Here is a 24,987-nt window from a genome sequence, read left to right on the forward strand (position 1 = left end):
TGACCGCTGGATCGTGGGGTACACGGTGGTGCACTCCACTCGGTCAGGTCAACGCACCGAGGGCCTGCGTAGTTCCGGCGTGTCGCGGGTTTCCCGCGGGGGTTGCCGCGGCGGCGGGGGCCGGGTGCATCCGGCCCCCGCCGCCGTCGTGCGCGCGGCTCAGGCGACGGCCGCCATCCCGCCGCCGTGCCCGGTCCCGCCGGCGTTCCCCGTGCCGCCGCCGTTGCCGTTGCCGCCGGAGTTGCCCGGGCCGGCCAGGGTCAGCGTGGCGTAGGCGATCGCGTCGGCGTTCTCGTCGAGCACCTGCAGGTCCAGGTTCGCGAGATCGTCGCAGGCCGAGTGGTAGCAGGGGTCGTACGCCTCCCCCGCCGTCCCGCCGTAGCGCGCCGCCTGCTCGGGGGTCTTGACGCCCTCGGCGCCGGTGAACAGGCCACCGGACGGGATGCCGGCCGACGCGAACGCGTCGTAGTCGCTGCGGCCGTCGAACTCGGTGTCCTCGTGCGCCAGCCCGCGGGCGTCGTAGAACTCCTCGAAGAGCCGCTCGATCGCGCCGGACTCCGGCGTCACGAAGCCCTCGGGCGCCTCGAAGTCCGAGCCGTCACCGTCGTAGACGAAGCGGGCGAAGTTCGGCGAGCCGACCATGTCGAAGTTCAGGTAGGAGCCGATGCGGGCGAGCTCGTCCTCGGGCAGCGAGTCGACGTAGTGCTGCGAGCCGACCAGGCCCAGCTCCTCGGCACCCCACCAGGCGAACCGCACCGGGTGGTCCGGCCGGGTCTTCCGCAGGTTCTCGGCGACCTCGAGGATCGCCGCGCTGCCGCTGCCGTTGTCGTTGATCCCCGGGCCCTCGGTGACCGAGTCGAGGTGGCCACCGACCACGACGACGCCGTCCGGGTCCTTGCCGGGCAGCTCGGCGACGACGTTCTCGGTGGTGCGCAGCTCGCTGACGGCCTGCAGGTCGATGGCGAGCGTCGTCCCCACCAGGGTCGGGCCGAGGGCCGCGGTGGTGTCGAGGACCGGGATGCCGACGGGGGTCCCGACGGTGCCGCCGATCAGCCCCTCGCGGTCCGGCGCCGCGCCGTCGTTGAAGATGACCGCGCCGGCCGCCCCGGCGGCCTCGGCGTTGGCCGCCTTGACCCCGAAGTCGCAGGTGCCACGCTTGATCAGCGCGATCGCGCCGGCGACCTCGGGGCCGAAGTCGGCCGCCTCGCAGCCGCTGTCGGCGCCGGCGATGTCCACCGCGACGGCGACCGCCTCGACCGCGCCGGAGCCGGAGAGGCTCATGTCCTGGAAGTCGGTGCCGTAGGCGTACGTGGCCGGCGCCGGCGCCGTCTGGCGCAGCGTCGGCTCCGCGGTGAGCTGGTAGAAGGGGAACTCGAACTCCTGCCGGTGCACGGTGTAGCCCGCGGCCTCCAGCCGGGACTCCACGTAGTCCGCGGACGCCGTGTAGCCGGTGGTGCCGGATGCGCGGTTGCCGTCGTGCGCGTCGGCGATGCCCTGGAAGGCCGCGAGGTGCTCCTGCACCCCCGCGACGGTCACGCACTCCAGCAGCTTGTCGATGCTGTTGTTGGTCCGCTGCTCGCACGCGTTGCCGCCGGCCTGCGCCGGCCCGGCGGCGACGATCGCCCCGGTGGCCGCCAGCAGCCCGGCCGCGGAGGTGGCGACGAGCCGCGCTCGGCGGCTCGGACGGGCATGGGTCATGGGGTCCCCCGGGGATCGTCTCGTCGGTCGCGCTCGTACGGACGGCTCAACGAGCCCGGCGCGCGGGGGTGACGGACGGAGTGCCCCCGGTCGGGTTCGAACCGACACTCGGACCCTTTTAAGGGGTCTGCCTCTGCCAGTTGGGCTACGGGGGCGGGCGGGCCGCGGTGCAGGGCTGCACGCTAGCGCCGCTGCGGGTCAGCCGGCCGACCCGGCCAGCTCCGTCGCCCGGGCGAGGACGGCGTCGAGCATCGGTTCGGTCAGCTTCCCGGTGAAGGTGTTCTGCTGGCTGACGTGGTAGCTGCCCAGCACGGTGAGCGGGCCGCGGGTGCCGGTCAGCTGCACCTCGGCGCCGTGCCCGAACACCGGCCGCGGCCGCGGGATCGCGTAGCCGGCCGCGGCGAGCACCGGCCAGAGCGCGGTCCACCCGAAGCCGCCCAGGACGACGACCACCTGCAGCCGGGGCAGCAGGTCCAGTTCGCGGGCCAGCCACGGCGTGCAGGTGTCGCGCTCCTCGGGCGTGGGCTTGTTGTCCGGCGGGGCGCAGCGCACGGTCGCGGCGACGCGGACATCGGTGAGCTCGAGGCCGTCGCCGACGTGCGTGGACGTGGGCTGGTTGGCCAGGCCTGCCCGCCACAGGGCGGCGAAGATCCAGTCGCCGCTGCGGTCGCCGGTGAACACCCGGCCGGTGCGGTTGCCGCCGTGGGCCGCCGGCGCCAGGCCGACGACGGCGATCCGCGCGTCGGCCGGGCCGAGGCCGGGCACCGGCCGGCCCCAGTAGTCCTCGTCGCGGAAGGAGGCGCGCTTGACCCGCGCGACCTCCTCGCGCCAGGCCACCAGGCGCGGACAGGCGTAGCAGCCGGAGATGCGCTGGTCGAGGACGGTGAGCTCACGGGTGGCCCGCGCCGACCGGACCACCCCGGCGGGCGTCCGCGTCACGGGGAACCCCCCGGCGTCGACGGCCACGGTTCAGCCCCGGGCGAGGCGCAGCGCGATGCCGTCGAGGATGTCGTGCTCGCTGACCACGACCTCGTCCATGCCGAACTCGTCGACGATGACCCGCAGGATGAGCGCGCCGGCGCCGATCACGTCGACCCGCCCGGGGTGCATGACCGGCAGCGCGGCCCGCTCCGTCCGCGGCATCGCGAGCAGCGACCCGCTCACCCGCCGCACGTCGGCGGCCGGGATGCGCGACCCGTGGATGACGTCGGCGTCGTAGGCGGGCAGGTCGAGGGCGAGCGCGGCGACGGTCGTGACCGAGCCGGCCAGACCGACCAGGCTCACTGCCTCGGCGACCGGCACCTCCTCGGTGACCAGGGCCAGGGCGGCGCGGATGTCGTCGACGGTGGCCTGCACCTCGGCGGGCGACGGCGGGTCGCCGTGCAGCCGCCGCTCGGTGAGCCGAACGCAGCCGATGTCGACCGAGCGGGCCGCGCGCAGGCCGTCCCCGTCGCCGAGGACGAACTCCGTCGACCCGCCCCCGATGTCGACGACGAGGAACGGGGGGCGGGGCGCGGCCGAGCCGTGCGCCGCGGCGGCCGTCTCCAGCGACGCCGTCGCCCCCAGGAAGGAGAGCTCGGCCTCCTCGCGGCCCGGGACGACGTCGGGGAGCCGGCCCAGGGTGCTGAGCACCATCTGCTCGAAGTCGCTCCGGTTGGCGGCGTCCCGGGTGGCGCTGGTCGCGACCATGCGGACGTCCTCGGCGCCGAGCTCGCGGGCGGTGGCCGCGTACTCGGCGAGCACGACGCGGGTGCGCTCGATGGCCTCGGGCGCCAGCCGGCCGGTGGCGTCGACGCCCTGGCCGAGCCGGACGACCTCCATCCGCCGCACCAGGTCGGTGGCGCCGCCGGTGGGCGGCACGTCGGCGACGAGCAGCCGGATGGAGTTGGTCCCGCAGTCGATGGCGGCGACCCGGGTCACGCGTCGTCCCCCGGGCCTTCGGGCAGCGCGCACGGCCCCTTGGCCCACCACTCCCCCATCTCGGCGACCGCGCGGTCGCCGATCGGGTTCACCCCGGGGCCGGCGGCCAGCGCGTGGCCGGCCAGGGCGTGCAGGCACTTGACCCGGTCGGGCATCCCGCCGGCCGTCATGCGGGTGGGCAGGACGTCCTTGGCGTCCCGCTCCGCGAGGTAGGCCTCGTGCGCCGCCCGGTAGCCGGCGGCCAGCTCCTCGTCGGTGGCCCAGCTCCTCCTGCCACTCGCGCATCCGGCCGGCCGACTCCAGCCGGCTCGCGGCCGCCGACGCCCGCGGGCAGGTCAGGTAGTACAGCGTCGGGAACGGGGTCCCTTCCTCGAGCCGCGGTGCGGTCTCGACGACGTCGGGCTGCCCGCACGGGCAGCGGTGCGCGACCCCCTCCAGGGCGCGGGGCGTCCGGCCCAGCTGCCGCTCGACGACGTCGCGGTCGGCCGGGGTGATCGGCTCGCTCACTCCTCGGGCTCCTCGGGCAGGTCGCCGTCGGCGCGGGCCACCGACTCCATGAGGCCCTCGAACCAGGGCTGCTGCTCGGCGGGTGCGGCCGCCTCGTCCAGGGTGCCGGCGTCGCCCTCGACGGCCTTGCCGTCGACGACCACGACCAGCCGGTCACCGGGCAGCACGTAGGTGAGCCGCTCGCGGGCCTGCCGCTGGGTCCACGCCGGGTCGCGCTGCTGCTCGATCTGCGCCTCGAGCTCGGCGCCCCGGCGGGTCCAGCTCCCGGCCCTCGGCCGTGAGCTCGGCGATCTCCTGCTGCCCCTCCATGTACTGGCGGACGGGGCCGGCCAGGGTGAGGGCGAGCAGCAGGACCAGCGCGAACAGCAGCACCGCCCGGCCGGTGAGCGGCGGGCGGCGGCGGGCGGTCGGCGTGGTCGTGGGCCGGGCGGGCCGGCGCGCGGCGCGGCGCTCCCCCGGCCGGCGGGTGGGGTTCGGCGTCCCCGTCCGCAGCCCGGTGCGCACCGGACGGGTCGTGTGGACCCGCGGTGCGCGACCGGTGCTGCGGGAGCCGGGCGGCGGTGTCCCGCCGCGCCGGCCGCGGACGCTGCTCACGACGGCCCGGTCAGCCCCGGGCCAGGCGCGGGAACGCGGCGGCGCCGGCGTAGCGCGCGGCGTCGTCGAGCTCCTCCTCGATGCGCAGCAGCTGGTTGTACTTGGCGACCCGCTCGCTGCGGGCCGGGGCACCGGTCTTGATCTGCCCGCAGTCGGTGGCGACGGCGAGGTCGGCGATCGTGGTGTCCTCGGTCTCGCCCGAGCGGTGGCTCATCATGCTGCGGTAGCCGTTGCGGTGCGCGAGGTTGACCGCGTCGAGGGTCTCGGTGAGCGTGCCGATCTGGTTCACCTTGACCAGCAGCGCGTTGGCCGCGCCGCGGGCGATGCCGTCGGCCAGGCGCGCCGGGTTGGTGACGAAGAGGTCGTCGCCGACCAGCTGCACCCGGTCGCCGAGGGCCTGGGTCAGCGAGATCCAGCCGTCCCAGTCCTCCTCGTCCAGCGGGTCCTCGATCGAGACGATCGGGTAGGCGTCGACCAGGCCGGTGTAGTACTCGGCCATCTCCGCGGCGGACAGCTGCTTGCCCTCGAAAGCGTAGGAGCCGCCGGAGTGGAACTCGGTGGCGGCGACGTCCAGGGCGAAGGCGACGTCGGTGCCGACGGTGTACCCGGCCTGCTCGACGGCGCGGACGATGAGGTCCAGGGCCGCCCGGTTGCTGGACAGGTTCGGCGCGAAGCCACCCTCGTCACCGAGGCCGGTGGACAGGCCGTCCTTCTTCAGCACGGCCTTGAGCGCGTGGTAGGTCTCGGTGCCCATGGCCAGCGCCTCGGCGAAGGTCGCCGCGCCGATCGGGGCGATCATGAACTCCTGCACGTCGACGTTGCTGTCGGCGTGGGCGCCACCGTTGAGGATGTTCATCATCGGCACCGGCAGCAGGTGCGCCGAGGGGCCGCCGACGTAGCGGAACAGCGGGAGGCCGGCGGAGTCGGCCGCGGCGCGGGCGACGGCGAGGCTCACGCCGAGCAGCGCGTTGGCGCCCAGGCGGGACTTGTCCGGCGTGCCGTCGAGGTCGATCAGCCGCTGGTCGACCAGCCGCTGCTCGCTGGCCTCGAAGCCCAGCAGCTCCGGCCCGATGACGTCGAGGACGCCGTCCACGGCCTTGGTCACGCCCTTGCCGCCGTAGCGGCTGCCGCCGTCGCGCAGCTCCACCGCCTCGAAGGCGCCGGTGGAGGCACCGCTCGGCACCGCCGCGCGGGCGATCGTCCCGTCGTCGAGGGCGACCTCGACCTCAACGGTGGGGTTTCCGCGCGAGTCGAGGATCTCCCGCGCGCCTACGGCATCGATGCTCGGCACGGGGGGCAGCCTAACCAGGAGACCTCTTCCGTCACGACAGCCTCGCCCGACGCCCGACCCGTCGGGGGGACCGATCACGATCCGTGAGCGCGTGGCACCCATCACGACCCCCGATCGAGGGACATCGGCCCGGATCGCTACTCACAGCGACGGTGCGTCGGTCAGCCTTGGTCGTCGGCGGCTCGGGGGAAGACCGTCGGCACTGGGGGAACAGCAATGCCATCGACCGCTGCGGCCGTGCTCGCGCCGCACCGCGGAACGCCGACCGCCGGCTCCGTCCGGCCGTCCGCGACCGTTCCGCACGCCCGCCGGGCGCCGGCGGGACCGCCCGCGCCCACCGTCACGGTGCTGGTGCCGGCCCACGACGAGGGTGCCCGCATCCTCGCCACGCTGGCCGGCCTCCGGGAGCAGACCCTGCGCCCGGACCGCGTCCTCGTCGTCGCCGACAACTGCTCCGACGACACCGCCACCCTCGCCCGGGCGGCCGGCGCCGAGGTCTACGAGACGGTGGGCAACCGCGACAAGAAGGCCGGGGCGCTCAACCAGGCGTGGGCGCTGCGGTTCCGGCGGGCCGCGGTCGGCGATCGGCGGGGCACCGACCGGCGCGGGTTCGACCGCCGCACGTCGGCCCTGCCTCTCGACGCCCCCGACCGGCGGTCCGGCGGACGGCGGCAGCAGGCGCGACGCGGTGTGATCGCGCGCCGCCGGTACACCGGCCCGGTGCGCCCCGACCGCAGCGACGACTCGCTCGTCGTGGTCCAGGACGCCGACTCGACGCTGGACCGTGGCTTCCTCGCCGGCGCGGCGCGGCACATCCGCCGCGACGAGCGCATGGGCGCGGTCGGCGGCACCTTCCGCGGCGACCCCGGAGGCGGCCTGGTCGGCCACCTCCAGCGCAACGAGTACGCCCGCTACGCCCGCGACGTCCGCCGGCTCAAGGGCAAGTGCCTGGTGGTCACCGGCACCGCGGCCATGTTCCGGGCCGGCACCCTGCGCCGGATCAGCGAGGCCCGGCAGAACGGTGAGCTCCCCCGCGGCGACGGCGCCGGCGGCATCTACGACACCACCGTGCTCACCGAGGACAACGAGCTGACCTTCGCGATCCTGCACCTGGGCTACACGGTCCTCAGCCCGCAGGAGTGCACGCTCACGACCGAGGTGATGCCCACCTGGCGGGCGCTGTGGCACCAGCGGCTGCGCTGGAAACGCGGCGCGGTGGAGAACTGCTTCCAGTACGGCGTCACGTCGATCACCTGGCGGTACTGGGGGCGGCAGCTGCTCACGCTGGCCGGCGTCCTGGTGACGCTGCTCTACCTGGGCTCGCTGGCGGCCTCGCTGGCGGTGTCCGGCTCCGTGCGGGTCGAGCCGTTCTGGCTGGCCGTCACCGGGATCTTCGTGCTCGAGCGCGTGGTCACGATCGCCGACCGCGGCTGGCGGCACATGCTCCTCGCCGCCAGCATGTACGAGCTGCTCTACGACGTCTTCCTCCAACTGGTCCACGCCAAGGCGTACCTGGACTCGGCGCTGCGTCGCGAGAGGAGGTGGTAGGCACCATGTACGACAACCCCTCCGCTCCGCTCGCGGCCGGTGGCTCGGGCTCCGTGCTGGCGTACACAGGCTTCGACAGCCTGTGGCTCGCCCTCGCGGCGTTCGCGCTGATCGCCGTCGGCACCGCGATCCTGCGGATCGTCCCGCGTTCTCAGGCCTGATCCCCTCCGGCCCGGACGCCGCGCGTCCGGGCCGGAGAGCGCTCAGCTCCCCGCGCCCCGCTCCTCGGCGGCCGCGTCCAGCTCGCCCGCGTACCGGCGCACCGCCTCGCGCAGCGCGTCCTCGACGTCCCAGCCGCGCGCCTGCGCCGCCGTCACCACGCCGAGCAGCCGCTCCCCCAGCTCCTCGGGGCTCCGGTCGGGGAGGTCGGCGACCTCCGGCGTCGGCAGCCCGGCCCGACCGGCGCGACGGACCAGCGCCGCACCCCACGAGCTCGCCGGCTGCGACCGGGAGACCCCCTCCGTCGGCGAGCGACGCTGCTTCTCCTGCTGCTTGATCTCGTCCCACCCGGCCTCGACCGCCGCCACGTCGCGCGGGCCGGCGTCCCCGAACACGTGCGGGTGCCGGCGGACCAGCTTGTCCACCAGGTCGCCGGCGACGGCGTCCACGTCGAACGCCCGTGCCGGGTCCGCCTCCGCCGCCACCCGGGCGTGGAAGACCACCTGCAGCAGCACGTCGCCGAGCTCCTCACGCATCGCGACCGGGTCGTCGTCGACGATCGCGTCGTAGGCCTCGTGCGCCTCCTCCAGCAGGTAGCCGCGCAGCGACGAGTGCGTCTGCTCGGCGTCCCAGGGGCAGCCGCCGGGCGAGCGGAGCCGGTCCATCACCCGCACCACGTCGAGCAGCCGGGCGCCGGCCGGCTCGGGCGGGGCGGGGACCACCTCAGCGCCGGGCAGCGCGGCCGGGTCGTCGGTCAGCAGGACGACGGCGTCGGGCCGTGCCTGCGCGGCCGCGGCGTCCGGGACCTCGCCGACCTGCCGGCCGGCCGCGCGCAGCACCGCAGCCGTCGCGGCCGCGCCGGGCACGGCGACCAGTGGCCGGTCGGCGAGCGTCTCCCAAGCGGCCGGTCCGAGCAGACCGGGCAGACGGGGGCTGACGACGACGACGCGGGCGACGGGCACCGGGTCAGTCTCCGGGAGCCGCCGGCTGCACCTCGGGCGGCCCCGACACGATCTCGACGACGCCGCCCTCGTTGCGCACCAGCCGTCCGTCGTCGTCCAGCACGCCGTAGCGCGGGTTCACCGCGAGGTCGAGGTCGGCGCGCACGCGGGCGACCACCTCCGCGCCGGCCGCCTCGGCCTCCTGCCCGGCCCGGCCCCGCAGCTCGTCGCGCAGCTCCTCGAACGGCGGGAACACCTCGCCGGTCACGAACCCGACGACGACCCCCAGGTCCTGCACCGGCACCGTGAACCCGGTGCCGGGCGCGGCGGCGGTGAACTGCTCGCGGAGCACCGGCGGCAGGTCCTCGGGGGCGCGGCGGGCGAGCGCGGGCAGGGTCGCGTCGCCGGGGTACCGGGCGGCCACGGCGGCGTACCCGTCGGGCGCGGCGGTGAGCTCGGCGAGCACCGCGGCCGCCGTCGCCTCGTCGGGCACGGTCACGTAGCCGATCTCCAGCTGCGCGAACTCCTCGCGGGCCTCGCCGTAGAGCTCGCGCAGCGCGTCGTCGTCCGTGCCGGCGGCGCCCTCGGCGGCGGCGACCTGCTCGCGCACCAGCTGCTGGCGGATCGTCTCGGTCACGTCGGTCCGGCTCACGCCCTGCGCGGCCAGCTCGGCGTAGACCTGGTCGGGGTCGTCGTCCCCCATGAGCTCGTCGATGCGGTCGCGCACCTCGTCGTCGCCGACGGCGAGGTCGTAGCGCTCCTGGACCTCGGCGTAGACCTCCCGCTCCACGAGGAAGCCGAGCACCCGGCGGGCGAAGTCCGGGCGGCTCCGGTCGGCGAACGCGGCCACGCCCTCGTCGGCGATCCGCTCGTCGATCCCGCGCTGGAGCTCGGTGACGGTCACCCGCGCGTCCCCGACGTAGGCGGCGACGTCCGGCGAGGTCCGGCAGGCCGCCAGCGCGGGCAGGGCGAGGGCGAGGGCGAGCCCGGCGGCCGCCACCCGGGGAGCGCGAGGGATCAGCACGCCGGGAGACTCCCACACCCGCCCGACCCCGGGGCAGACATGGCCGTTTCTGCCCCGGGGTCAGGAGGCGGCGGCCACCGGCTGCTCGAGGACGGCGGTGAGCGTCGCGCGGAGGTTCTCCAGCAGCGCGACGTCGCGCACCGGCGTCCGCCGGTCGGGGCCGACCGGCATCTTGAGCACGATCGTCTCCACCGCGGCCTTGTAGGACGCGCCCTCGGCGAGCCGGGCCAGCCGCATCTGCTTGGACTCGGGCAGCACCACCGGGCTGATCCGGATCGCCCGGCCCTGCAGCGAGACCTCGGTGATGCCCAGCGCCCGCATCGCCACCCGGAACCGGGCGACGGCGAGCAGGTTGAGCACCGGGGCCGGGGGCGCGCCGTACCGGTCGGTGAGCTCGTCGAGCACCGCCTGCGCCTGCTCCTCGTCCTGGATCGAGGCCACCTTGCGGTAGGCCTCCATGCGCAGCCGCTCGCCGGGCACGTAGTCGTGCGGCAGGTGGGCGTCGATCGGCAGGTCCACGCGGACCTCGACCGGCTCGGCCGGTGCCTCCTCGCCGGTGACCTGGGAGCGGTAGTCGGCGACCGCCTCGCCGACCAGCCGGACGTAGAGGTCGAAGCCGACGCCGGCGATGTGCCCGGACTGCTCGCCGCCGAGCAGGTTGCCCGAGCCGCGGATCTCGAGGTCCTTCATGGCGACCGCCATGCCGGCGCCCAGGTCGGTGTTGTTCGCGATCGTGGTCAGCCGGTCGACCGAGGTCTCGGTGAGCGTGCGGGTCGGGTCGTAGGTGAAGTAGGCGTAGGCCCGCTCCCGCCCTCGGCCGACCCGGCCGCGGATCTGGTGCAGCTGGGAGAGGCCGAAGGTGTCGGCGCGGTCGACGATCAGGGTGTTGGCGTTGGGGATGTCCAGGCCCGACTCGATGATCGTCGTCGCGACCAGGACGTCGTACTCCTTCTCCCAGAAGCCGACCATGATCCGCTCGAGCTCGTGCTCCTTCATCTGCCCGTGGCCGACGGCGACGCGGGCCTCCGGCACCAGGGCGCGGATCTTCGCGGCCGCCTTGTCGATCGACTGCACGCGGTTGTGGATGACGAAGACCTGGCCGTCGCGCAGCAGCTCGCGGCGGATAGCGGCGGCCATCTGCTTGTCCGCCCACGCGCCCACGTAGGTGAGCACCGGGTGCCGCTCCTCGGGCGGGGTGAGGATCGTCGACATCTCGCGGATGCCGGTCAGGCTCATCTCCAGGGTGCGCGGGATCGGGGTCGCGGACATCGACAGCACGTCGACCGCCGTCCGCATCGTCTTCAGGTACTCCTTGTGCTCGACCCCGAAGCGCTGCTCCTCGTCGACGATGACCAGGCCGAGGTCCTTCCACCGGGTCGTGGGCTGCAGCAGCCGGTGGGTGCCGACGAGGATGTCGATGTCGCCGGCCGCCAGCTGCCGCAGGATCTCGGTGGTCTCCTTCTCCGACTGGAAGCGGGAGAGCACCTTCACCGTGACCGGGAACTGGGCGACCCGCTCGGAGAAGGTCTTGAAGTGCTGGTTGGCCAGCAGCGTCGTCGGCACCAGGACGGCGACCTGCTTGCCGTCCTGCACCGCCTTGAACGCGGCCCGGATGGCGATCTCGGTCTTCCCGTAGCCGACGTCGCCGCAGATGATCCGGTCCATCGGGACCGACTGCTGCATGTCGGCCTTCACCTCGTCGATGGCGGCCAGCTGGTCGGGCGTCTCCTGGAACGGGAAGGCGTCCTCGAGCTCGCGCTGCCAGACGGTGTCGGGGCCGAAGGCGTGGCCCTGCGACGCCATGCGCGCCGAGTAGAGCCGGATCAGCTCGCCGGCGATCTGCTTGACCGCCTTGCGCGCCTTGCTCTTGGTGTTCTTCCAGTCCGCGCCGCCCAGCTTGGACAGCGCGGGCGCCTCGCCGCCGACGTAGCGGGTGAGCTGGTCGAGGGAGTCGGTCGGCACGAACAGCCGGTCCGGCGGCTGGTTCCGCCGGCCGGGCGCGTACTCGACGATGAGGTAGTCGCGCTGCCCGCCGTTGACCGTGCGGCTGATCATCTCGATGTAGCGGCCGATGCCGTGCTGCTCGTGGACGACGAGGTCCCCGGGCTGCAGCTGCACCAGGTCGACGGCGTTGCGCCGCCGGGCGGGCATCTTCACCGCGTCGCGCATCGACGTGCCGCGCTGGCCGGTCAGGTCGTGCTCGGTGAGCAGCGCCAGCCCGACGCCCGGGAAGGCGAACCCGGCCTCGAGGTTGCCCTGGGTGACCGAGGCCAGCCGCGGCTCGGGCGCGGTCTCGATGCCCGGCACGAGCGCGGCACCCAGCTCTGCCTCCGCGAACTGGTCGGCGGCGCGCTGGGCGGGCCCGGGGCCGGCGAAGGTGACGACGACCCGCCAGCCCTCGCGCTGCCAGCCGCGCATCGTCTCGACCGCCTTGGGCACGTCGCCGGCGAACCGGTCGACCACCGTCGCGTCCAGGTTGATCACGCCGTCGTCCGCCGTGTCATCAGCTGTGACCGTGAACGACCCCGTCGTCCACCACGGCAGGCCGCGCCCGCGGGCAGCGCTCTCGACGTCGGCCAGGTCGCGGAAGGAGGAGGCGCCGAGGTCGAGCGGGGCCTCCCCCGCCTCCGCGGCTGTGGCCCACGACGCGGCCAGGAACTCCTCGGCGGTGCGCACCAGGTCCGCCGAGCGGCTGCGCACCCGCTCCGGGTCGGCGACGAGCACGTGCGTGCCGGCCGGCAGCAGGTCGGTGAGCAGCTGCATCGCCTCGTCACCGATGAGCGCGGGCGTCAGCGACTCCATGCCCTCCACTGCGATGCCCTCGGCGAGCTTGCCCAGCACCTCGATGAGACCGGGGTGCTCGACGGCCAGCGCCGCGGCGCGGGCCCGCACCTCCTCGGTGAGCAGCAGCTCGCGGCACGGCGGGGCCCACAGCCGGTCGGGGCGCTCGTCGAGGGAGCGCTGGTCGGCGGCGGAGAAGTAGCGCAGCTCGTCGACCTCGTCGCCCCAGAACTCCACGCGGACCGGGTGCGGCTCGGTGGGCGGGAAGACGTCGAGCAGACCACCGCGGACGGCGAACTCGCCGCGCTTCTCGACCAGCTCGACGCGGGTGTAGGCGGCGTCGGCCAGCGCGCGGGCGACGTCGTCGAGGTCGGCGGCGTCGCCGGGCTTCAGCTCCACCGGGACGAGGTCGCCGAGGCCCGGGGCGAGCGGCTGGAGCACGCTGCGCACGGGCGCGACGAGGACGTCGATCGTCCCGTTCTCGCCGGGGTGGGTGAGGTCGCGCAGGACCGCCAGGCGGCGGCCGACGGTGTCGGCGCGGGGGCTGAGCCGCTCGTGCGGCAGCGTCTCCCAGGCCGGGAAGGTCGCGACCCGGTGCTCGGGGAGGAAGCAGCGCAGCAGGTCGGCGGTGACGTCGGCGTCCCGCTCCCCCGCCGTCACCAGCAGGACCGGCACGCCGGCCCCCGGCTCCCGGGCCGCGAGCGCCGCCGCGACCAGCGGCTGCACCGGCGGCGGCGCCGTGACGGCGAGCTCCGCGCTCCCCGCCGCCGCCACGACGCGCGCCATGCCGGGATCGCTGAGGACGACGTCGAGCACGCCGCGCAGACTCACGCTGTATCTCTCTCCTGGGATGCGGGGCCGCACCGCTGCCGCCCGAGTGCGGCGCGGGGCCCGATTCCCAGGTTAGACGGCGGGGCCGACACCCGCCGGGGCGCGGCGGGCCGCCCGGGTCAGCGGACGGGAACCGCCCCGGCGAACACGGCCGGGAACCGGTAGCCGTCGACGTCGACGGACAGGCTCACGGCACCGAGCTCGCCCTCGGGGATGGCGAAGGCGTAGACGCCGGTGGCCGTGGCCCCCGGCGCGAGCACGCCGCCGAGGTCGACGGTGTCGCCGTCGTACAACGGGCTGGCCTGGGTCCCCGGGCCGTAGGTCGCCTGGACCACCACGGCGTTCAGGTCCAGCGGCGCGCCGCTGCCGTTGGTCAGCTCGACGGTGAACACCGTCTGCGGCTGACCGGCCCGGGCGCCCGGGCCGCTGCCCCGGGTCACGCCCTGGGTCGCGCCGACCACCCGGACGGAGGCGCCGTCGGACCACTGCGCCGGCCGCGCGAAGTCGGCCGGCGCCGCCTGGACCGTGCGCGCCGACTCCGGCACCCCCTGCCGGATCACGACGTCCGCGGCCACCACCTCCGTCGCCGGCGACTCGACCGGCTCCGTCGGCGCCGGGAGGGCGTCGGGATCCGGCGTCGGCTCCTCGGTCCCGGGCGCCGAGGTCACCGGGGCCGGGGCAGCCGGCGCACCCGCCGTCCGCGCGTCGTCGTCGTCCGTCGTCGTCAGCACGAGGACCAGCGCGGCGAGCAGCATCACGACCAGGGCCGGGAGCACCCGGCGGAGCAGCACGGCGCGGGTCACGGGAGCACCCGGGCGAGGAACGTGGCCACGCGGACCTCGACCGGAGCGGTGGCGCTGCCGGACAGGTACGTGAACAGGCCCACGCTGCCGGGCGCCTGCAGCGCCGCGGTGGTGTCGGTGCGGGTCAGCGTCGGCGCGACCGGCTCGGCCGTGCCCGCCTTCCACACCGTCGCCGCGAGCTCCGTGGTGCCGGTGCCGGCGACCCGGACGCGCACATCAAGCTCCGTGCCGGCGGTGTAGGTGAGGCCCGGGACGAGCACCTCGGCACCGATCAGCACGTCGTCGCTGGTGCCGGACAGCCGGACCATGCCCACGCGCACGCTGCCGTCGGCCAGGACGCGCACCCGGGCGCGGTACTCCTGGTTGGCGGCGACGCGGCGCCCGATCACGTAGACGCTGGAGCCGCCGCCGGTCGGCACGGAGCCCAGCGACAGCCGGGTCTGCACCTCCGTCCGGGTCTGGGACACCCCGCCCACGAACGAGCCGGTGTTGGTGCCCTTGACCGAGGCGAGGACACCCGCGCCGCCGCTCACCGACTGCCGGGCGGCACCGGCCGCGACGGTCCAGGCGCCACCGACGTCGGCGGTCCCGAGACCGCCGGTCACCGACCGGTCGAACTCGTCGGCGACGAGGGGCTGCTCGGTCGGCGGCTCCTCGACCGGGGGCTCCTCGACCGGCGGCTCCTCGACCGGCGCGGTCACGGTGACCGGGCGGGTGGTGGTGGCGGTCGCGCCGTCGTCGTCGGTCACCGTCAGCGTCACCGTGTAGGTGCCCGCGGCGCCGTAGGTGTGCGTCGCGGTCGCTCCCGAGCCGGCCGGCGTGCCGTCGCCCCAGTTCCAGCTGTGGGAGGCCACGGTGCCGTCGGCGTCGGTGGAACCGGTGCCGTCGACGGTGATCCCGAGCCCGGCCGGGGTGGCGGTGAACGCCGCGACCGGGTCCTGGTTCACCACCGGCGCGGGCGCGCCGACCGGGGCGACCCGGAAGGAGGTGAACCGCACCGCGGAGGCGGCCGTGTTCGACGTCGGCCGGTAGGCGGCCAGGCCCACGCCGCCGGGCGCCTGCAGCGCCGCGGTGGTGTCGGTCCGGGTGAGCTGCGGCGCGGTCGGCTCCGCCGTGCCGTCGGCCCACACGGTCGCGCGGATGTCGGTGCTGCCGGCCCCGGTCACCTGCACCCGGACGTTGAGCAGGGAGCCCGGGGCGTACCGCAGACCCGGGACGACGATCTCGCCGCCCGGCCAGGACTCGGTGCCCGAGATCCGCGACAGGGCGAGCCAGACCTGGCCGTCCGCCGCGACCCGCACGCGGACCCGGTACTCCTTGTCGGCCGCCACGCGGCGGCCGCTGACGTAGACGTAGGTGCCGGCGGCGCCGGTGGGCATCGCGGCGAGCCGGAACGACGTCCGCACGTCCGCCGAGGTCTGCGCAACCCCGCCCAGGTAGGCGCCGGTGTTGTTACCGGCACCCGGCAGGCCCAGCTCGCCCACGCCCGGCGTCACCGACAGGCGCGCAGCACCGACCGCGGCGGTCCAGGGGCCACCGGTGTCGGCGGTCCCGAGACCACCGGAGACGGTCCGGCCGAAGGCGTCCGCGGCGACGACACCGGCCTCCGGGGGGACGACGACGGGCGGTGCCGTCACCGTGACGTCCCGGGTGGTCGTGCCGGTCGCGGCGTCGTCGTCGGTGACCGTCAGCGTGACCGCGTAGGTGCCGGCAGCGGCGTAGGTGTGCGACGCGGTCGCACCGGTGCCGGCCGCGCTGCCGTCGCCCCAGTTCCAGGAGTACGAGGCCACGGTGCCATCGGCGTCGGTCGACGCGGTCGCGTCCACCGCCACCGTCAGGTCGGTCGCCGTCGAGGTGAACGCCGCCGTCGGCGCGGCGTTCGGGGCCGGGGCGGTGGCCAGCGCGAAGTGCGCCGCCACCTGCTCCGCCGTCAGCGTCGACGGGTACACGGCGAGCTCGTCCAGCGCACCGGCGAGGGCGGGGCCGGCCGGGGCGTTCGGGACGCCCGAGACCACGGTGCCGCCGCCGAACATCCAGTAGCCGGAGGCGACGCGGGTGTTGGCCCGCGTCATCGTCGGGTCGTTCGCCACCGGGGCGCCGTCGACGTAGAGCACGGTGCCGCCGGTGCCGACCGTGGCCACGAGGTGGTGCCACCGCCCGTCGGTGACCGGCTCGGTGCTGCGCACCGTCTTGTAGGTCGTCGCCCGCGGAGCGGTGCTGGCGCGGGAGGAGAGCCCGAAGGACACCCGTCCGCCGTCGTCGACGTACAGCGCCCGGTCGGTGTTGGCGATGTCGCCGGCCGGCAGGTCCCTGCCGTACTGGGCGATGACGCCGCCGGTGGTCGACGTGGTGCGGACCCAGGCCTCGACCGAGAACGCGGTGCCGGGCGTGGTCACCGCGACCGCGGTGGAGGCCAGGCCGGCGGCCGTGCCGTCGGTGGTCACGGCGGTGTTCCCCGGCACGGCGCCCTCGGCGCCGCGGCCCACGCCGGACCCGGTCGTCAGGTTCGTGGTGCCGGCGTGATCGAAGGAGGTGGTGCCGCTGGGCTCACCCACCCGCCAGTACTGCACCGGGCCGTCGGCCAGCACGCCCCGGGCGTAGGCGCTCGTGGCGGTGGCGACCTGGGCCGCGTTGGACGGCGAGCTGGTCACCGTGTTGCCGTACGGGTCGGTCACGACGACGCGGTAGCTCACCGTGGCGCCCGCGGGCGCGGTGTCGGTGAACTGCTGCACCGGCCGGTTCCACCACGCGGACTCGACGGTGGCGGTGTGCACCGGCGTGGTGCCGCCGTCGCGGAAGACCTGGTAGGTCAGCGTCGAGTCGTCCATGTCGTACGACGACGGGTAGCGGACCTCGACCTCGCCGGCGGTGACCGACGTGGCCTGCGGCCGCATCTGCGCGGCGGTCAGCTCCGGGCCGCGGTCGTTGGGGGCCACGTTCGGACGGGCGAAGCGGACCAGGCCGGACTGGGCGCGGCCGTTGACGGAGGTGAACTCACCGCCGAAGACGACGTAGTCGCCGGCCCCGGTCACCGACCACGGGCCCTGGAACTGCTGGGTGTAGGTGCCCGCGTTCAGCGTCGGCCAGAAGTGCAGGATCGTCGGGCTCGGGCGACCCTCCCAGCTGGTGTAGCGGGGCAGGTCGGTCGTCGCCTTGAGGAGGCCGGTCGCCGCCACGGTCATCGCGACCGCGCGCTGCCACGTCCGCGGGTTCGGGTCGGGGAAGCTGCCGGCGGTCTCGCAGTCGTGCGCGTGGCTGGCGTTGTAGAGGACGGTGCCGTCGGCCCACGTGTCGTACGGGTCGCCGTGGCAGTCGCTCATCCACACCAGGTCCAGCGTGGTCGGGTCGAACGCGACGACGCCCTCGACGTTGCCGATCTGGAAGGCGTAGACGCTGGCGTAGGCCACGCCGCCGTACATCTTCAGGCTCCAGGCGCCGGCCGGGTCGCCGGTGTTGTTGATGCCCCAGGGCTGCGACTTCGCGTCGCCGCCGGCGGTGTCCACGGAGGCGATCGAGTACGCGGTGATGCCGTTGACCTGGCCGAACTGACCCGCGAGCACGACCCGGGTGCCGGTCGGGTCGACGACGATGCCGCGGACGGTGTTGTTCGCCGTCGGCGCCCAGCTGGTCAGGGCGCCGTTGGCGGCGTCGAAGGCCGCCAGCCGCGTGCGGGACTGGCCGCCCGCGGTGGTGAAGTTGCCGCCTGCGTAGACCGTGGAGCCGGTGACCGCGATCGAGTACACGGCCTGGTTGGTCGTCGGGGCGAAGCCGGGCACGAGCGCGCCGGTGGCGACGTCGAAGGCCGCGATGTGCCCGCGGGCGATGCCGTCGACGGTGGTGAAGTCACCGCCGACGTAGATGCGCGACCCGTCGGGCGAGGCGACGACGATGCGCCCCTGGCCGTTGAGCCGGTGGTCGAAGCCGGGGATCAGCGCGCCGGTGCGGATGTCGAAGGCGAGCAGGTTGGCCCGCGGGGTGCCGGCGCCACCGCCGGCCGGCGTCGCGGTGGTGAAGCTGCCGGTCGCGTAGACGGTGGTGCCGACGGTGACCATCGACCAGACGACCCCGTTGGTCTGCACGGTCGGCAGGGCGTCCGCGGAGACCGTGTCGGGGAGCGGGACCGGCGCGGGCTCGGCCGCGGAGGCGGGTGCGGGCACCGCCAGCCCCAGGGCGATGAGGGCGCCGGCGAGCGCTCCGGCCACCAGGGCGGAGAGGGCCCGTCGGCCCTGCCCGCCGCGCACGACGCCTCGCTGCATGTCCTTCTCCCCGATGAGGTGGTGCACGACCGGCCTCCTGAGCGGAGAGCCGGGGTGCCGGCGCGGAGCCGGCGTCGGGCCTTGCGGCCGGAGCAGATGATGACGGAGCGTGACCACCGGTCAAGGTGCGGTGTCACCTGGGAGGGGCGCTACGGGCGCGAACTCACCCGTTCGTGAGCGCCCGGGGCAGCCGGTCGGTCAGGAGCTGAGCGCCCGGGCGCCGCGCCCGGTGGGCGTCTCGGCCTCGATCGCGGCCAGCGCCTTGCGCAGCAGGGTGCTGGAGGTGTGCATCGTGTACGGGAAGTACTGCACGGTCACGCCGACCTCGGCGAAGTCCCGCTCCAGGCGCTCGCCCTTGGGGGTCCCCCGCCAGTCGTCGCCCTTGAAGATGACGTCGAAGCGGACCTCGCGCCAGGTGTCGATCTTGTCCGGCACGACCTCGGCGTGGACGTCGTCGACGAACCGCAGGCTGCGCACGATCTCCATGCGCTCCGCGAGCGGGATGACCGGCGCCCGGCCCTTGGTCAGGACCAGCATCTCGTCGGAGACCACGCCGGCGATGAGGACGTCGCAGTGCGCCGCCGCGTGCTTGAGGATGTTGAGGTGGCCGACGTGGAACAGGTCGTAGGCGCCCGGGGCGTACCCCACGACGGGTGCGGTGGCCCGCGGCTGGTCCGGCATCGACATTCTTCTTCCCCCGATTCGTCACGCTGGGCGACCGTCTCGGCGCGAGATGCCGGTCGTCCAGCGGGTGCCTTCGGAAGATAGGCGAGTTCTGGTCACTCCCCGTGAGATCGGCCGGGGATTCACCCTCCCTGGGGACGCCGGCGGGCGACCCGTCGGTGGAACCGCCTCCCGACCCCGCCCCATGGGGTGAGGGACCCCCGCCGACCGGGTCGGAGGAGCCCTCCGGCGCCCTAGCCTCGGGCGTGCGGCGCGGACCATCGCGCCCTCGAGTGACCCGCCGGGCTTCCGGCCGGCGTGGACGAGGAGCACGGGCATGGAACTCCGGGACTACCTGACGGCCCTGCGCCGGTACTGGCTGACGTGGACGGGCGTGGCCCTCGCGGCCGTCGCCCTCGCCGCCGTCGTGGTGCTGAGCGGCTCCCCCACGTACGAGGCCCGGGCGTCGGTCTTCGTGGCTCCCGCCTCCTCGGAGAGCGGCACGAGCGGCGCGCAGTTCATCAAGCAGCGCGTGACCAGCTACCCGGACGTGGCGCGCAGCGAGGCGGTCCTGGGTCCGGTCATCCAGGACATGGACCTGACGACGTCGGTGGCGCAGCTGCGCGCCCGCGTCTCGGCGGACAGCCCGCTGGAGAGCTCGCAGATCGACATCACCGTGACCGACGAAGACGCGGACGACGCGGCGGCGATCGCCAACGCCGTCGCCGACGAGTTCCGCCGCGTGGTCGAGCAGCTGGAGACCCCGGCCGAGGGCGACTCGCCGGTCAGCCTGACCGTCACCGACCCGGCCAGCGCCCCGACCACCCCGGTCTCCGCCCAGCCCGCCCTGCTCCTCGGGCTCCGGCCTGGTCGTCGGCCTCGGGCTGGGGGCCGCCGTGGCGGTGATCCGCAGCCGCACCGACACCCGCCTGCACGACGAGGACGACGTCCGCGGCGCCTGGGGGCCCGGCGGCGAGGACCTCGTCGTCCTCACCGCCACCGGGCGGCGCCGGTCCCGCCGGTTCGCCGGGCGCCCGTCCGCCCTGGTCGCGCGGCGGCTCGCCGCTCCGACCGGCAGCATGCCGGTGCGCGCCGTCGTCCTGGGCGTGGACACCGAGGACGACCACCAGGTCGCCCGCTCGTTCGCCGACGAGGTCGCGGCCGAGCTGGTCGACGGCGGCGTCCCTGCGAACGTGACCGGTCCCGTCGGCGGCCCGGCCAAGGCGGCCAAGCCGTTCGAGGTGCAGCTGGCGACGGCGACCACCCGCGTCCCGCTGTCGGAGTGGCGGATCATCGGCGAGCGCTACGACGGCGTGATCCTGGTGGCCCCGGCCGGCCGGGTCGACGCCGCCGACCTGAGCGAGATCCGCGCCCTGCTCACCGCCGCGGGCGCCCTGCCGCTCGCCGTGGTCCTGCTCCCCCGCCGCCGCACCGGCCTGGCCGGCGCCCTGTCCGGCATCCCGGCCACCCCCGAGACCGCGGCCGGCGCCAACCTGGTCCGCACCCGCGAGAAGGCCGCGCTCACCAAGAGCTGACCTCGGCAGCAAGTGTTGATCAGGGTGCCTACATCGGGGCCGTCCCGGCCGGCGATTGGCTCTGCGTCAGCGTGCTCTCGCTTCGGGCGGGGGCCGGGCAACGGCGTGGTCGGCGTGTCGAATGAGTGGTCCGCGAAGGACGAGGCGGCACGATCGAGCGCGTGACTGCGGCAGACGAACCCGGCGTGGGGGCCACTTCCTCGCGGATGGAGGAGATCGCGTCGGGACTTCGGTCGTCGAGGACCTCCACGTTCGAGGCGGCGGTCCGGGCGGCGGTCGAGCTCGGCGCTGAGGGCGACAGGCTGCTTGCCGGCCTGGACGGTCTGCGCGGCTGGCGGCCCGTGGTTGTCGTGGCTGCGCTCGGTGAGGTCGATGGCCCTCACGGTGGCGCCGTGTTGCGGCGCGCCATCGCTTCGCGAGGTCGCGGCACCTCCGATCTGCGCTGCGCGGCGCTGCTCGCCCTTGCCAAGCGCGAGAAGGCCAGTGCCAGCGCGGAGCTATCCGAGGCGGTGGGCGACGCCGATGCGGCTGTCCGTGACTACGCGGTGATGAGTCTGGCCGCCGTCGGCGACGGGCGCGCCTGGTACGCGGTGCTCGCTCGGCTGACGGCAACGCTCGGGCGTACGCGCAAGACCGAGGCTGGCGATGACCTGTCTCCGGTCGTGCTCGCCGTGGTCTACCTGCTGCGGCACGTCGGTGAGGATGACGGCCAGGCCGAGGCGGTGGTGTCGCTGCTGCGGCGGCGCTGGTCGCGTCTCACCGACCGGGAACGGCGCTGGTTCGGTCAGCACTGGCCAGCGGTTGTGCCGGGTTCCTCCGGAGCAGGCGGAGCCCGCGCTGCCCGACCCGGCGGCCCTGCAACGGTGGCTGCTGGACGATCCGCTGTTCGCGGGGCCAGTACTGGTCTGAGGGTCGCGAGCCCGTGCGGCCGCACGTCATCAGCGCCCGTGGGGTCAGCCGGTGCGCGCGAACCGCAGCGGGCGCCGGCGTTTCGGCGTGGCGGGGTGGTGCGGTCGCCTCGGCACCGGGTTGCCGTTGGCGTCGAGGACGGTCACGGCCAGGCTGGCCAGCCGGGCCTGGCGGCGCTTTAGGCACCAACGATCAACACTTGCTGCCGAGGTCACCAAGAGCTGAGCGCGCACCCGCGGCCCGTGTCCTCGAGCTGCGGCTGCCCGGTGGGCGTCCCCGCGCCGTCAACGCGGTTTCGTCACACCCCGTTCCTGTGGCGCAGGAGATCCTCGTAGCGGTCGCCGAGTCCGCGCAGCCGCCGGTGCTGCCGCGTGCCCCACACCACCGCGCACGCCACCACGGCGACGTGGCCGGGCACGAGGAAGAGTCGTGCGTCGGTCACGACGGCGAGCCAGCCACCGACCCCGTACAGCGAGACGGCGACGAGGGTCGCGCCGCGGAGGGACAGCCGGAACGGCTCGTCGGCGTCCCGGAGCTCCACGCGGAGATGGTCGTCCTCGTGCCGGGGCGCCACCACTCGTGTCACCCGCTGGGGACCGGTGACTCCGGCGCCTCCAGGCTGAAGAGGGCGGTCAGTCCGGCCACTCCTCCAGTGATGAGCCGAACCCACACCCCGAGCGCCAGCAGCTCCTCCGCGCTGACAGCGCCGGATCCCTCGCCGCCGGGACCGTGCCAGACCGGCAGGTCCGCACCGTGCTCCGGGAACAGCGTGAGTCCCGGCCGCCGCTCCTCGTCGTCCTCCGCCACCGGCCCGGCTGGCGCGGCGACGGCCGCGGGCCGACGGCGGAGTTGCGGTCGCCCGCCACGGCGTGTCCGGCCGTGTCGCCGCACCGACCCAGCAGTCGGCAGAGAACAGGTCAGGCGGGCAGGGCGCCGTTCCGCTCGTCGTCCGCCAGCCGGGCGCGGGAGCCGCCCTCGGCGAGCAGGGAGACGGCCAGCAGCACCAGCAGCGCCGGCGTCGCGTCGAACAGGCCGCTCTCCAGGACGCTGCGGCCGACGACGAAGATCAGCAGGCCGAGGAAGAGGATGCGGTGCGACCGCGGCGCGCGGCGGGTGCCGCGCACGATCCACAGCAGCCACACGGCCGCCACGGCGAGGCCCACGACGCCGGCCTGCACCAGGAGCGAGACCCAGCTGCTGTCCAGCGGCTGGGTGTCCCAGTACTGCCCGCGCACCCGGATGATCTTCACCGACAGGCCGCCGCCGAAGTACTGCTGCCAGGCGGAGTCGGCCCAGGTCAGCGACGCCCGCCAGGCGATGAAGCGGGAGTCCAGCGTGCTCGACCCGTCGCCGCCGCGGGCGGCGAAGCCGGCGACCGCCCCGGTGGCGACCACGGCGACCACCCCGACGACGGCGAACACGAGGCCCGAGAGGACCAGCCCCACCCGCGGGCGCCGGATGTGGGCGGCCATCACGACCAGCGCGAGCAGGAGCACCGCGAGGCCGGTGCGCGACCCGGTCGCCCACACGATCCCCAGCAGGAGGACGACCGCCAGGAGGCCGGCTCCGCTCAGCGCGTCGAGCACCAGCCGCCAGGCCAGGACGACGACGGCCACCCCGGCCAGCAGGGCCAGGTCGTTGGGATCGATGGCGGGCACCCCGCCGGCGAGCCGTCCCTCGGCGACGAAGCTCGGCAGGCCGCTGAGCGCGGCGACGCCGGCGATGAGCCCGCAGGCGCCGGCGATGGCGGTGAGCACCTGGACGCCCGGAGCGGCGCGCAGCAGCAGGACGACGGTGGTCGCGAGCACGGCCACCCGCACGGCGATCACCCCGCCGGCCACCGCGTTGCCCGCCGTCACCGCGCCGAGCACCGAGGCCCCCAGCCACAGCCCGACCCACCAGAGCGTGCCCGTGCCCAGCGGGCGGCGCGGCCCGGACTGGGCCAGCAGCAGGGCGAGGCCCAGCGCGAGCAGGCTGACCGCCGCCTTGGCGAGGACGACGGGGTCCAGCGAGCCGGAGAAGTACTCGCCGCGCCGCCAGGTCACCGCCCCCAGGACGACGAGCAGCGCGACGAGCCGCACCCGCGCGGCCACGCCGTCCCGGAGTCGGGGAGCGACCGCGCTGTCCGGGCGACCGGACGCGGCGAAGGCCGCGGCCAGCCGCTCGCGGACCGGGGACCCCGGGGTGCCGGTCATCAGACGGTCACCGGCTCGGGCAGCGCCGGGGCGCTGCGCTCCCACGGCGCGAGGACCGACCGGCGGACGGCGAAGGCGGTGAGCAGCGGGCCGAGGGCCAGGGCCAGCGGCGTCCAGCCGGCGCCGTCGTCCCCCATCACCACGAGCAGCGCGACCACCGCCAGGAGGGAGGCGAACTCCAGGGTCCGGAACGCCAGCACCCGCCGCTGCCGGCCGTGCACCGAGGCCAGCGACGAGTACGGCAGCAGGGTGGCGCTGGCCGCGGCGTACACCGACCAGCCGGCGACCGCGCCGAGCGGGACGTCGTAGCCGCCGCCGGTGAGCAGCGGGCCCAGCCAGGGCAGCGCGACGAGCGCGACCGCGCCGATCGCGGCCACGCCGAGGGTCAGCCCGAGCGCGGCGCGGTCGGCGGCCCGGAGGCCCGCCGACGGGCCCTGGACGCGCAGCGCCACGAAGTGCGGGAGCAGGAACGAACCCATGCCGGCGACCAGCACCAGGGTGGGCGCGGTGTAGACGCGGGCCACCTCGAGCGGGCCGTAGGCGGCCGCACCCGCGGCGCCGATGACGACGATGCGCAGCAGGGTGAGCATGGCCGGCCGGATGGTCTGCGCGAGCGCCCGCCAGACGCCGAAGGAGGCGACCTCGCGCAGCGCCGGGCGCCGCCACGGGCCGCGCGGCCGCTCGTGCGCCGGCAGCAGCAGCCAGGCGACGACGGCGGCTCCGGCCTGGCCGACCAGCACGGCGAGCACGAAGGAGGTCAGGGTGAGCGGCCCGGAGGCGGCCGCCGCGACGAGGACGCCGAGCGCGAGCACGAGGCTGCTGCCGTCGACGAGCGTCAGCGACCAGAACCGGCCGGTCGCCATGAGCAGCCGGCGCAGCGTGTCCTCGAGGATGAAGGCCGCCGTGGCCAGCCCGAGCAGCGGCCCGACCCAGGCGGGGACGACGTCGGTGGCGGCGGCGAGCACCGCGCCGACGAGCGCCGCGACACCCGGGACGAGGACGGCGCCCACGTGCAGGCCCGCCCGGAGGTCGGGCCGGTGCCGGTCCAGCACGGTCAGCGAGTCACCGACGAGCCCGCTGCAGACGGCGGTGGCCAGGACCATCGCCCCGTAGACCAGCGAGAAGGTCGCCAGGCCGGCGGCGCCGAGCTCGCGCGCGGCCACGACCTGCAGCGCGAGGCCCGCGACCGCCTGACCGGCCTGCCCGGCCAGCGCGCCCGCCGCGGGACGACGCAGCAGTCGGAGCACACCTCTCACCAGGACATCCTCCCGGTCCGGCGGCCCGTATCGGCCGGTCCGGGCGGGGCGGTCACCCCAAGGGGGCAGCCGGGAC

Annotated in this window: 22 protein-coding genes, 1 tRNA gene and 2 pseudogenes; 5 read left to right on the forward strand and 20 right to left on the reverse strand. The window is 75.3% G+C overall.

Annotated features, from left to right (window positions below; all coding sequences use genetic code 11):
• Positions 1 to 159: 159 nt before the first annotated feature.
• From JKP76_RS22875 to eno, 9 genes and pseudogenes are all read right to left on the reverse strand, one after another.
• The gene (locus tag JKP76_RS22875; protein WP_200489301.1) at positions 160 to 1,698 is read right to left on the reverse strand and encodes a M28 family metallopeptidase; all 1,539 of its coding nucleotides are present in this window, start codon (positions 1,696 to 1,698) and stop codon (positions 160 to 162) included.
• Positions 1,699 to 1,779: 81 nt separating this feature from the next.
• Positions 1,780 to 1,853: transfer RNA gene (locus tag JKP76_RS01620), tRNA-Leu, on the reverse strand.
• Between the two features lie 43 nt (positions 1,854 to 1,896).
• Positions 1,897 to 2,637 carry a uracil-DNA glycosylase gene (locus JKP76_RS01625; protein ID WP_309229457.1) on the reverse strand — a complete coding sequence of 247 codons (741 nt, stop codon included), beginning with the start codon at positions 2,635 to 2,637 and terminating at the stop codon, positions 1,897 to 1,899.
• 30 nt (positions 2,638 to 2,667) lie between these two features.
• The gene (locus JKP76_RS01630; protein WP_200489303.1) at positions 2,668 to 3,618 is read right to left on the reverse strand and encodes a Ppx/GppA phosphatase family protein; all 951 of its coding nucleotides are present in this window, start codon (positions 3,616 to 3,618) and stop codon (positions 2,668 to 2,670) included.
• Entirely contained in the window at positions 3,615 to 3,863 is a 249-nt protein-coding gene (locus JKP76_RS19975) for a DUF501 domain-containing protein (RefSeq protein WP_242471354.1), read from the reverse strand. The genes JKP76_RS01630 and JKP76_RS19975 overlap by 4 nt, the downstream gene beginning before the upstream one ends.
• 67 nt (positions 3,864 to 3,930) lie before the next feature.
• Positions 3,931 to 4,125: pseudogene (locus JKP76_RS19980) on the reverse strand (DUF501 domain-containing protein); the annotation flags it as partial.
• Positions 4,122 to 4,292, reverse strand: coding sequence for a hypothetical protein (locus JKP76_RS19985; RefSeq protein WP_242471146.1), 171 nt, complete (start codon positions 4,290 to 4,292; stop codon positions 4,122 to 4,124). The pseudogene JKP76_RS19980 and the gene JKP76_RS19985, both read right to left, overlap by 4 nt.
• On the reverse strand, positions 4,279 to 4,629 hold the full coding sequence (locus JKP76_RS19990) for a hypothetical protein (protein ID WP_242471147.1): 351 nt from the start codon (positions 4,627 to 4,629) through the stop codon (positions 4,279 to 4,281). Before JKP76_RS19990 ends, JKP76_RS19985 begins: the two co-directional genes overlap by 14 nt.
• Positions 4,630 to 4,729: 100 nt before the next feature.
• Positions 4,730 to 6,010 (reverse strand): phosphopyruvate hydratase, encoded by a 1,281-nt coding sequence (gene eno / locus JKP76_RS01645; protein ID WP_200489304.1) that lies wholly within the window; start codon positions 6,008 to 6,010, stop codon positions 4,730 to 4,732.
• 351 nt (positions 6,011 to 6,361) lie between these two features.
• Here eno and JKP76_RS01650 point away from each other — a divergent pair, with 351 nt between their 5' ends.
• Positions 6,362 to 7,558: a glycosyltransferase family 2 protein gene (locus JKP76_RS01650; RefSeq protein ID WP_200489305.1), complete on the forward strand. Its 1,197-nt coding sequence runs from the start codon at positions 6,362 to 6,364 to the stop codon at positions 7,556 to 7,558.
• A gap of 5 nt (positions 7,559 to 7,563) precedes the next feature.
• Positions 7,564 to 7,719 carry a hypothetical protein gene (locus JKP76_RS01655; RefSeq protein WP_200489306.1) on the forward strand — a complete coding sequence of 52 codons (156 nt, stop codon included), beginning with the start codon at positions 7,564 to 7,566 and terminating at the stop codon, positions 7,717 to 7,719.
• 42 nt (positions 7,720 to 7,761) lie between these two features.
• On the opposite strand, the gene JKP76_RS01660 is transcribed toward JKP76_RS01655, so the two are convergent.
• From JKP76_RS01660 to JKP76_RS01690, 6 genes are all read right to left on the reverse strand, one after another.
• Positions 7,762 to 8,679, reverse strand: coding sequence for a MazG family protein (locus JKP76_RS01660; RefSeq protein WP_200489307.1), 918 nt, complete (start codon positions 8,677 to 8,679; stop codon positions 7,762 to 7,764).
• Between the two features lie 4 nt (positions 8,680 to 8,683).
• Entirely contained in the window at positions 8,684 to 9,682 is a 999-nt protein-coding gene (locus JKP76_RS01665; RefSeq protein ID WP_200489308.1) for a peptidylprolyl isomerase, read from the reverse strand.
• Between the two features lie 60 nt (positions 9,683 to 9,742).
• Entirely contained in the window at positions 9,743 to 13,294 is a 3,552-nt protein-coding gene (gene mfd / locus JKP76_RS01670) for a transcription-repair coupling factor (RefSeq protein WP_200489309.1), read from the reverse strand.
• Between the two features lie 119 nt (positions 13,295 to 13,413).
• Complete coding sequence (locus JKP76_RS01675; protein WP_200489310.1) at positions 13,414 to 14,097, reverse strand: hypothetical protein; 684 nt, start codon at positions 14,095 to 14,097, stop codon at positions 13,414 to 13,416.
• Entirely contained in the window at positions 14,094 to 18,380 is a 4,287-nt protein-coding gene (locus JKP76_RS19995; RefSeq protein WP_200492743.1) for a PKD domain-containing protein, read from the reverse strand. Before JKP76_RS19995 ends, JKP76_RS01675 begins: the two co-directional genes overlap by 4 nt.
• 171 nt (positions 18,381 to 18,551) lie before the next feature.
• Positions 18,552 to 19,034 carry an adenylyltransferase/cytidyltransferase family protein gene (locus JKP76_RS01690; protein ID WP_200489311.1) on the reverse strand — a complete coding sequence of 161 codons (483 nt, stop codon included), beginning with the start codon at positions 19,032 to 19,034 and terminating at the stop codon, positions 18,552 to 18,554.
• Positions 19,035 to 19,353: 319 nt separating this feature from the next.
• On the opposite strand from JKP76_RS01690, the pseudogene JKP76_RS23760 reads away from it, so the two are divergent.
• Positions 19,354 to 19,548: pseudogene (locus tag JKP76_RS23760) on the forward strand (Wzz/FepE/Etk N-terminal domain-containing protein); the annotation flags it as partial.
• An 8-nt stretch (positions 19,549 to 19,556) separates the two neighbouring features.
• Here the strand turns inward: JKP76_RS23760 and JKP76_RS01700 are convergent.
• Positions 19,557 to 19,841, reverse strand: a complete 285-nt coding sequence (locus JKP76_RS01700; protein WP_200489312.1) for a hypothetical protein — start codon at positions 19,839 to 19,841, stop codon at positions 19,557 to 19,559.
• 71 nt (positions 19,842 to 19,912) lie between these two features.
• Between JKP76_RS01700 and JKP76_RS01705 the strand changes: the two genes are divergently transcribed.
• On the forward strand, positions 19,913 to 20,551 hold the full coding sequence (locus tag JKP76_RS01705) for a hypothetical protein (protein WP_200489313.1): 639 nt from the start codon (positions 19,913 to 19,915) through the stop codon (positions 20,549 to 20,551).
• 161 nt (positions 20,552 to 20,712) lie between these two features.
• Positions 20,713 to 21,642, forward strand: a complete 930-nt coding sequence (locus JKP76_RS01710; protein ID WP_200489314.1) for a hypothetical protein — start codon at positions 20,713 to 20,715, stop codon at positions 21,640 to 21,642.
• Between the two features lie 116 nt (positions 21,643 to 21,758).
• Here JKP76_RS01710 and JKP76_RS01715 read toward each other — a convergent pair whose 3' ends face one another.
• The 4 genes from JKP76_RS01715 to JKP76_RS01730 form a co-directional block, all read right to left on the reverse strand.
• The gene (locus tag JKP76_RS01715) at positions 21,759 to 22,001 is read right to left on the reverse strand and encodes a hypothetical protein (protein WP_200489315.1); all 243 of its coding nucleotides are present in this window, start codon (positions 21,999 to 22,001) and stop codon (positions 21,759 to 21,761) included.
• Between the two features lie 41 nt (positions 22,002 to 22,042).
• Positions 22,043 to 22,267, reverse strand: a complete 225-nt coding sequence (locus tag JKP76_RS01720; protein ID WP_200489316.1) for a hypothetical protein — start codon at positions 22,265 to 22,267, stop codon at positions 22,043 to 22,045.
• A 110-nt stretch (positions 22,268 to 22,377) separates the two neighbouring features.
• Entirely contained in the window at positions 22,378 to 23,655 is a 1,278-nt protein-coding gene (locus JKP76_RS01725; RefSeq protein WP_200489317.1) for an O-antigen ligase family protein, read from the reverse strand.
• Complete coding sequence (locus JKP76_RS01730) at positions 23,655 to 24,911, reverse strand: hypothetical protein (protein ID WP_200489318.1); 1,257 nt, start codon at positions 24,909 to 24,911, stop codon at positions 23,655 to 23,657. The genes JKP76_RS01725 and JKP76_RS01730 overlap by 1 nt, the downstream gene beginning before the upstream one ends.
• Positions 24,912 to 24,987 lie beyond the last annotated feature (76 nt).

It is taken from the genome of Blastococcus sp. TML/C7B, assembly GCF_016612845.1.
GTDB lineage: Bacteria > Actinomycetota > Actinomycetes > Mycobacteriales > Geodermatophilaceae > Blastococcus.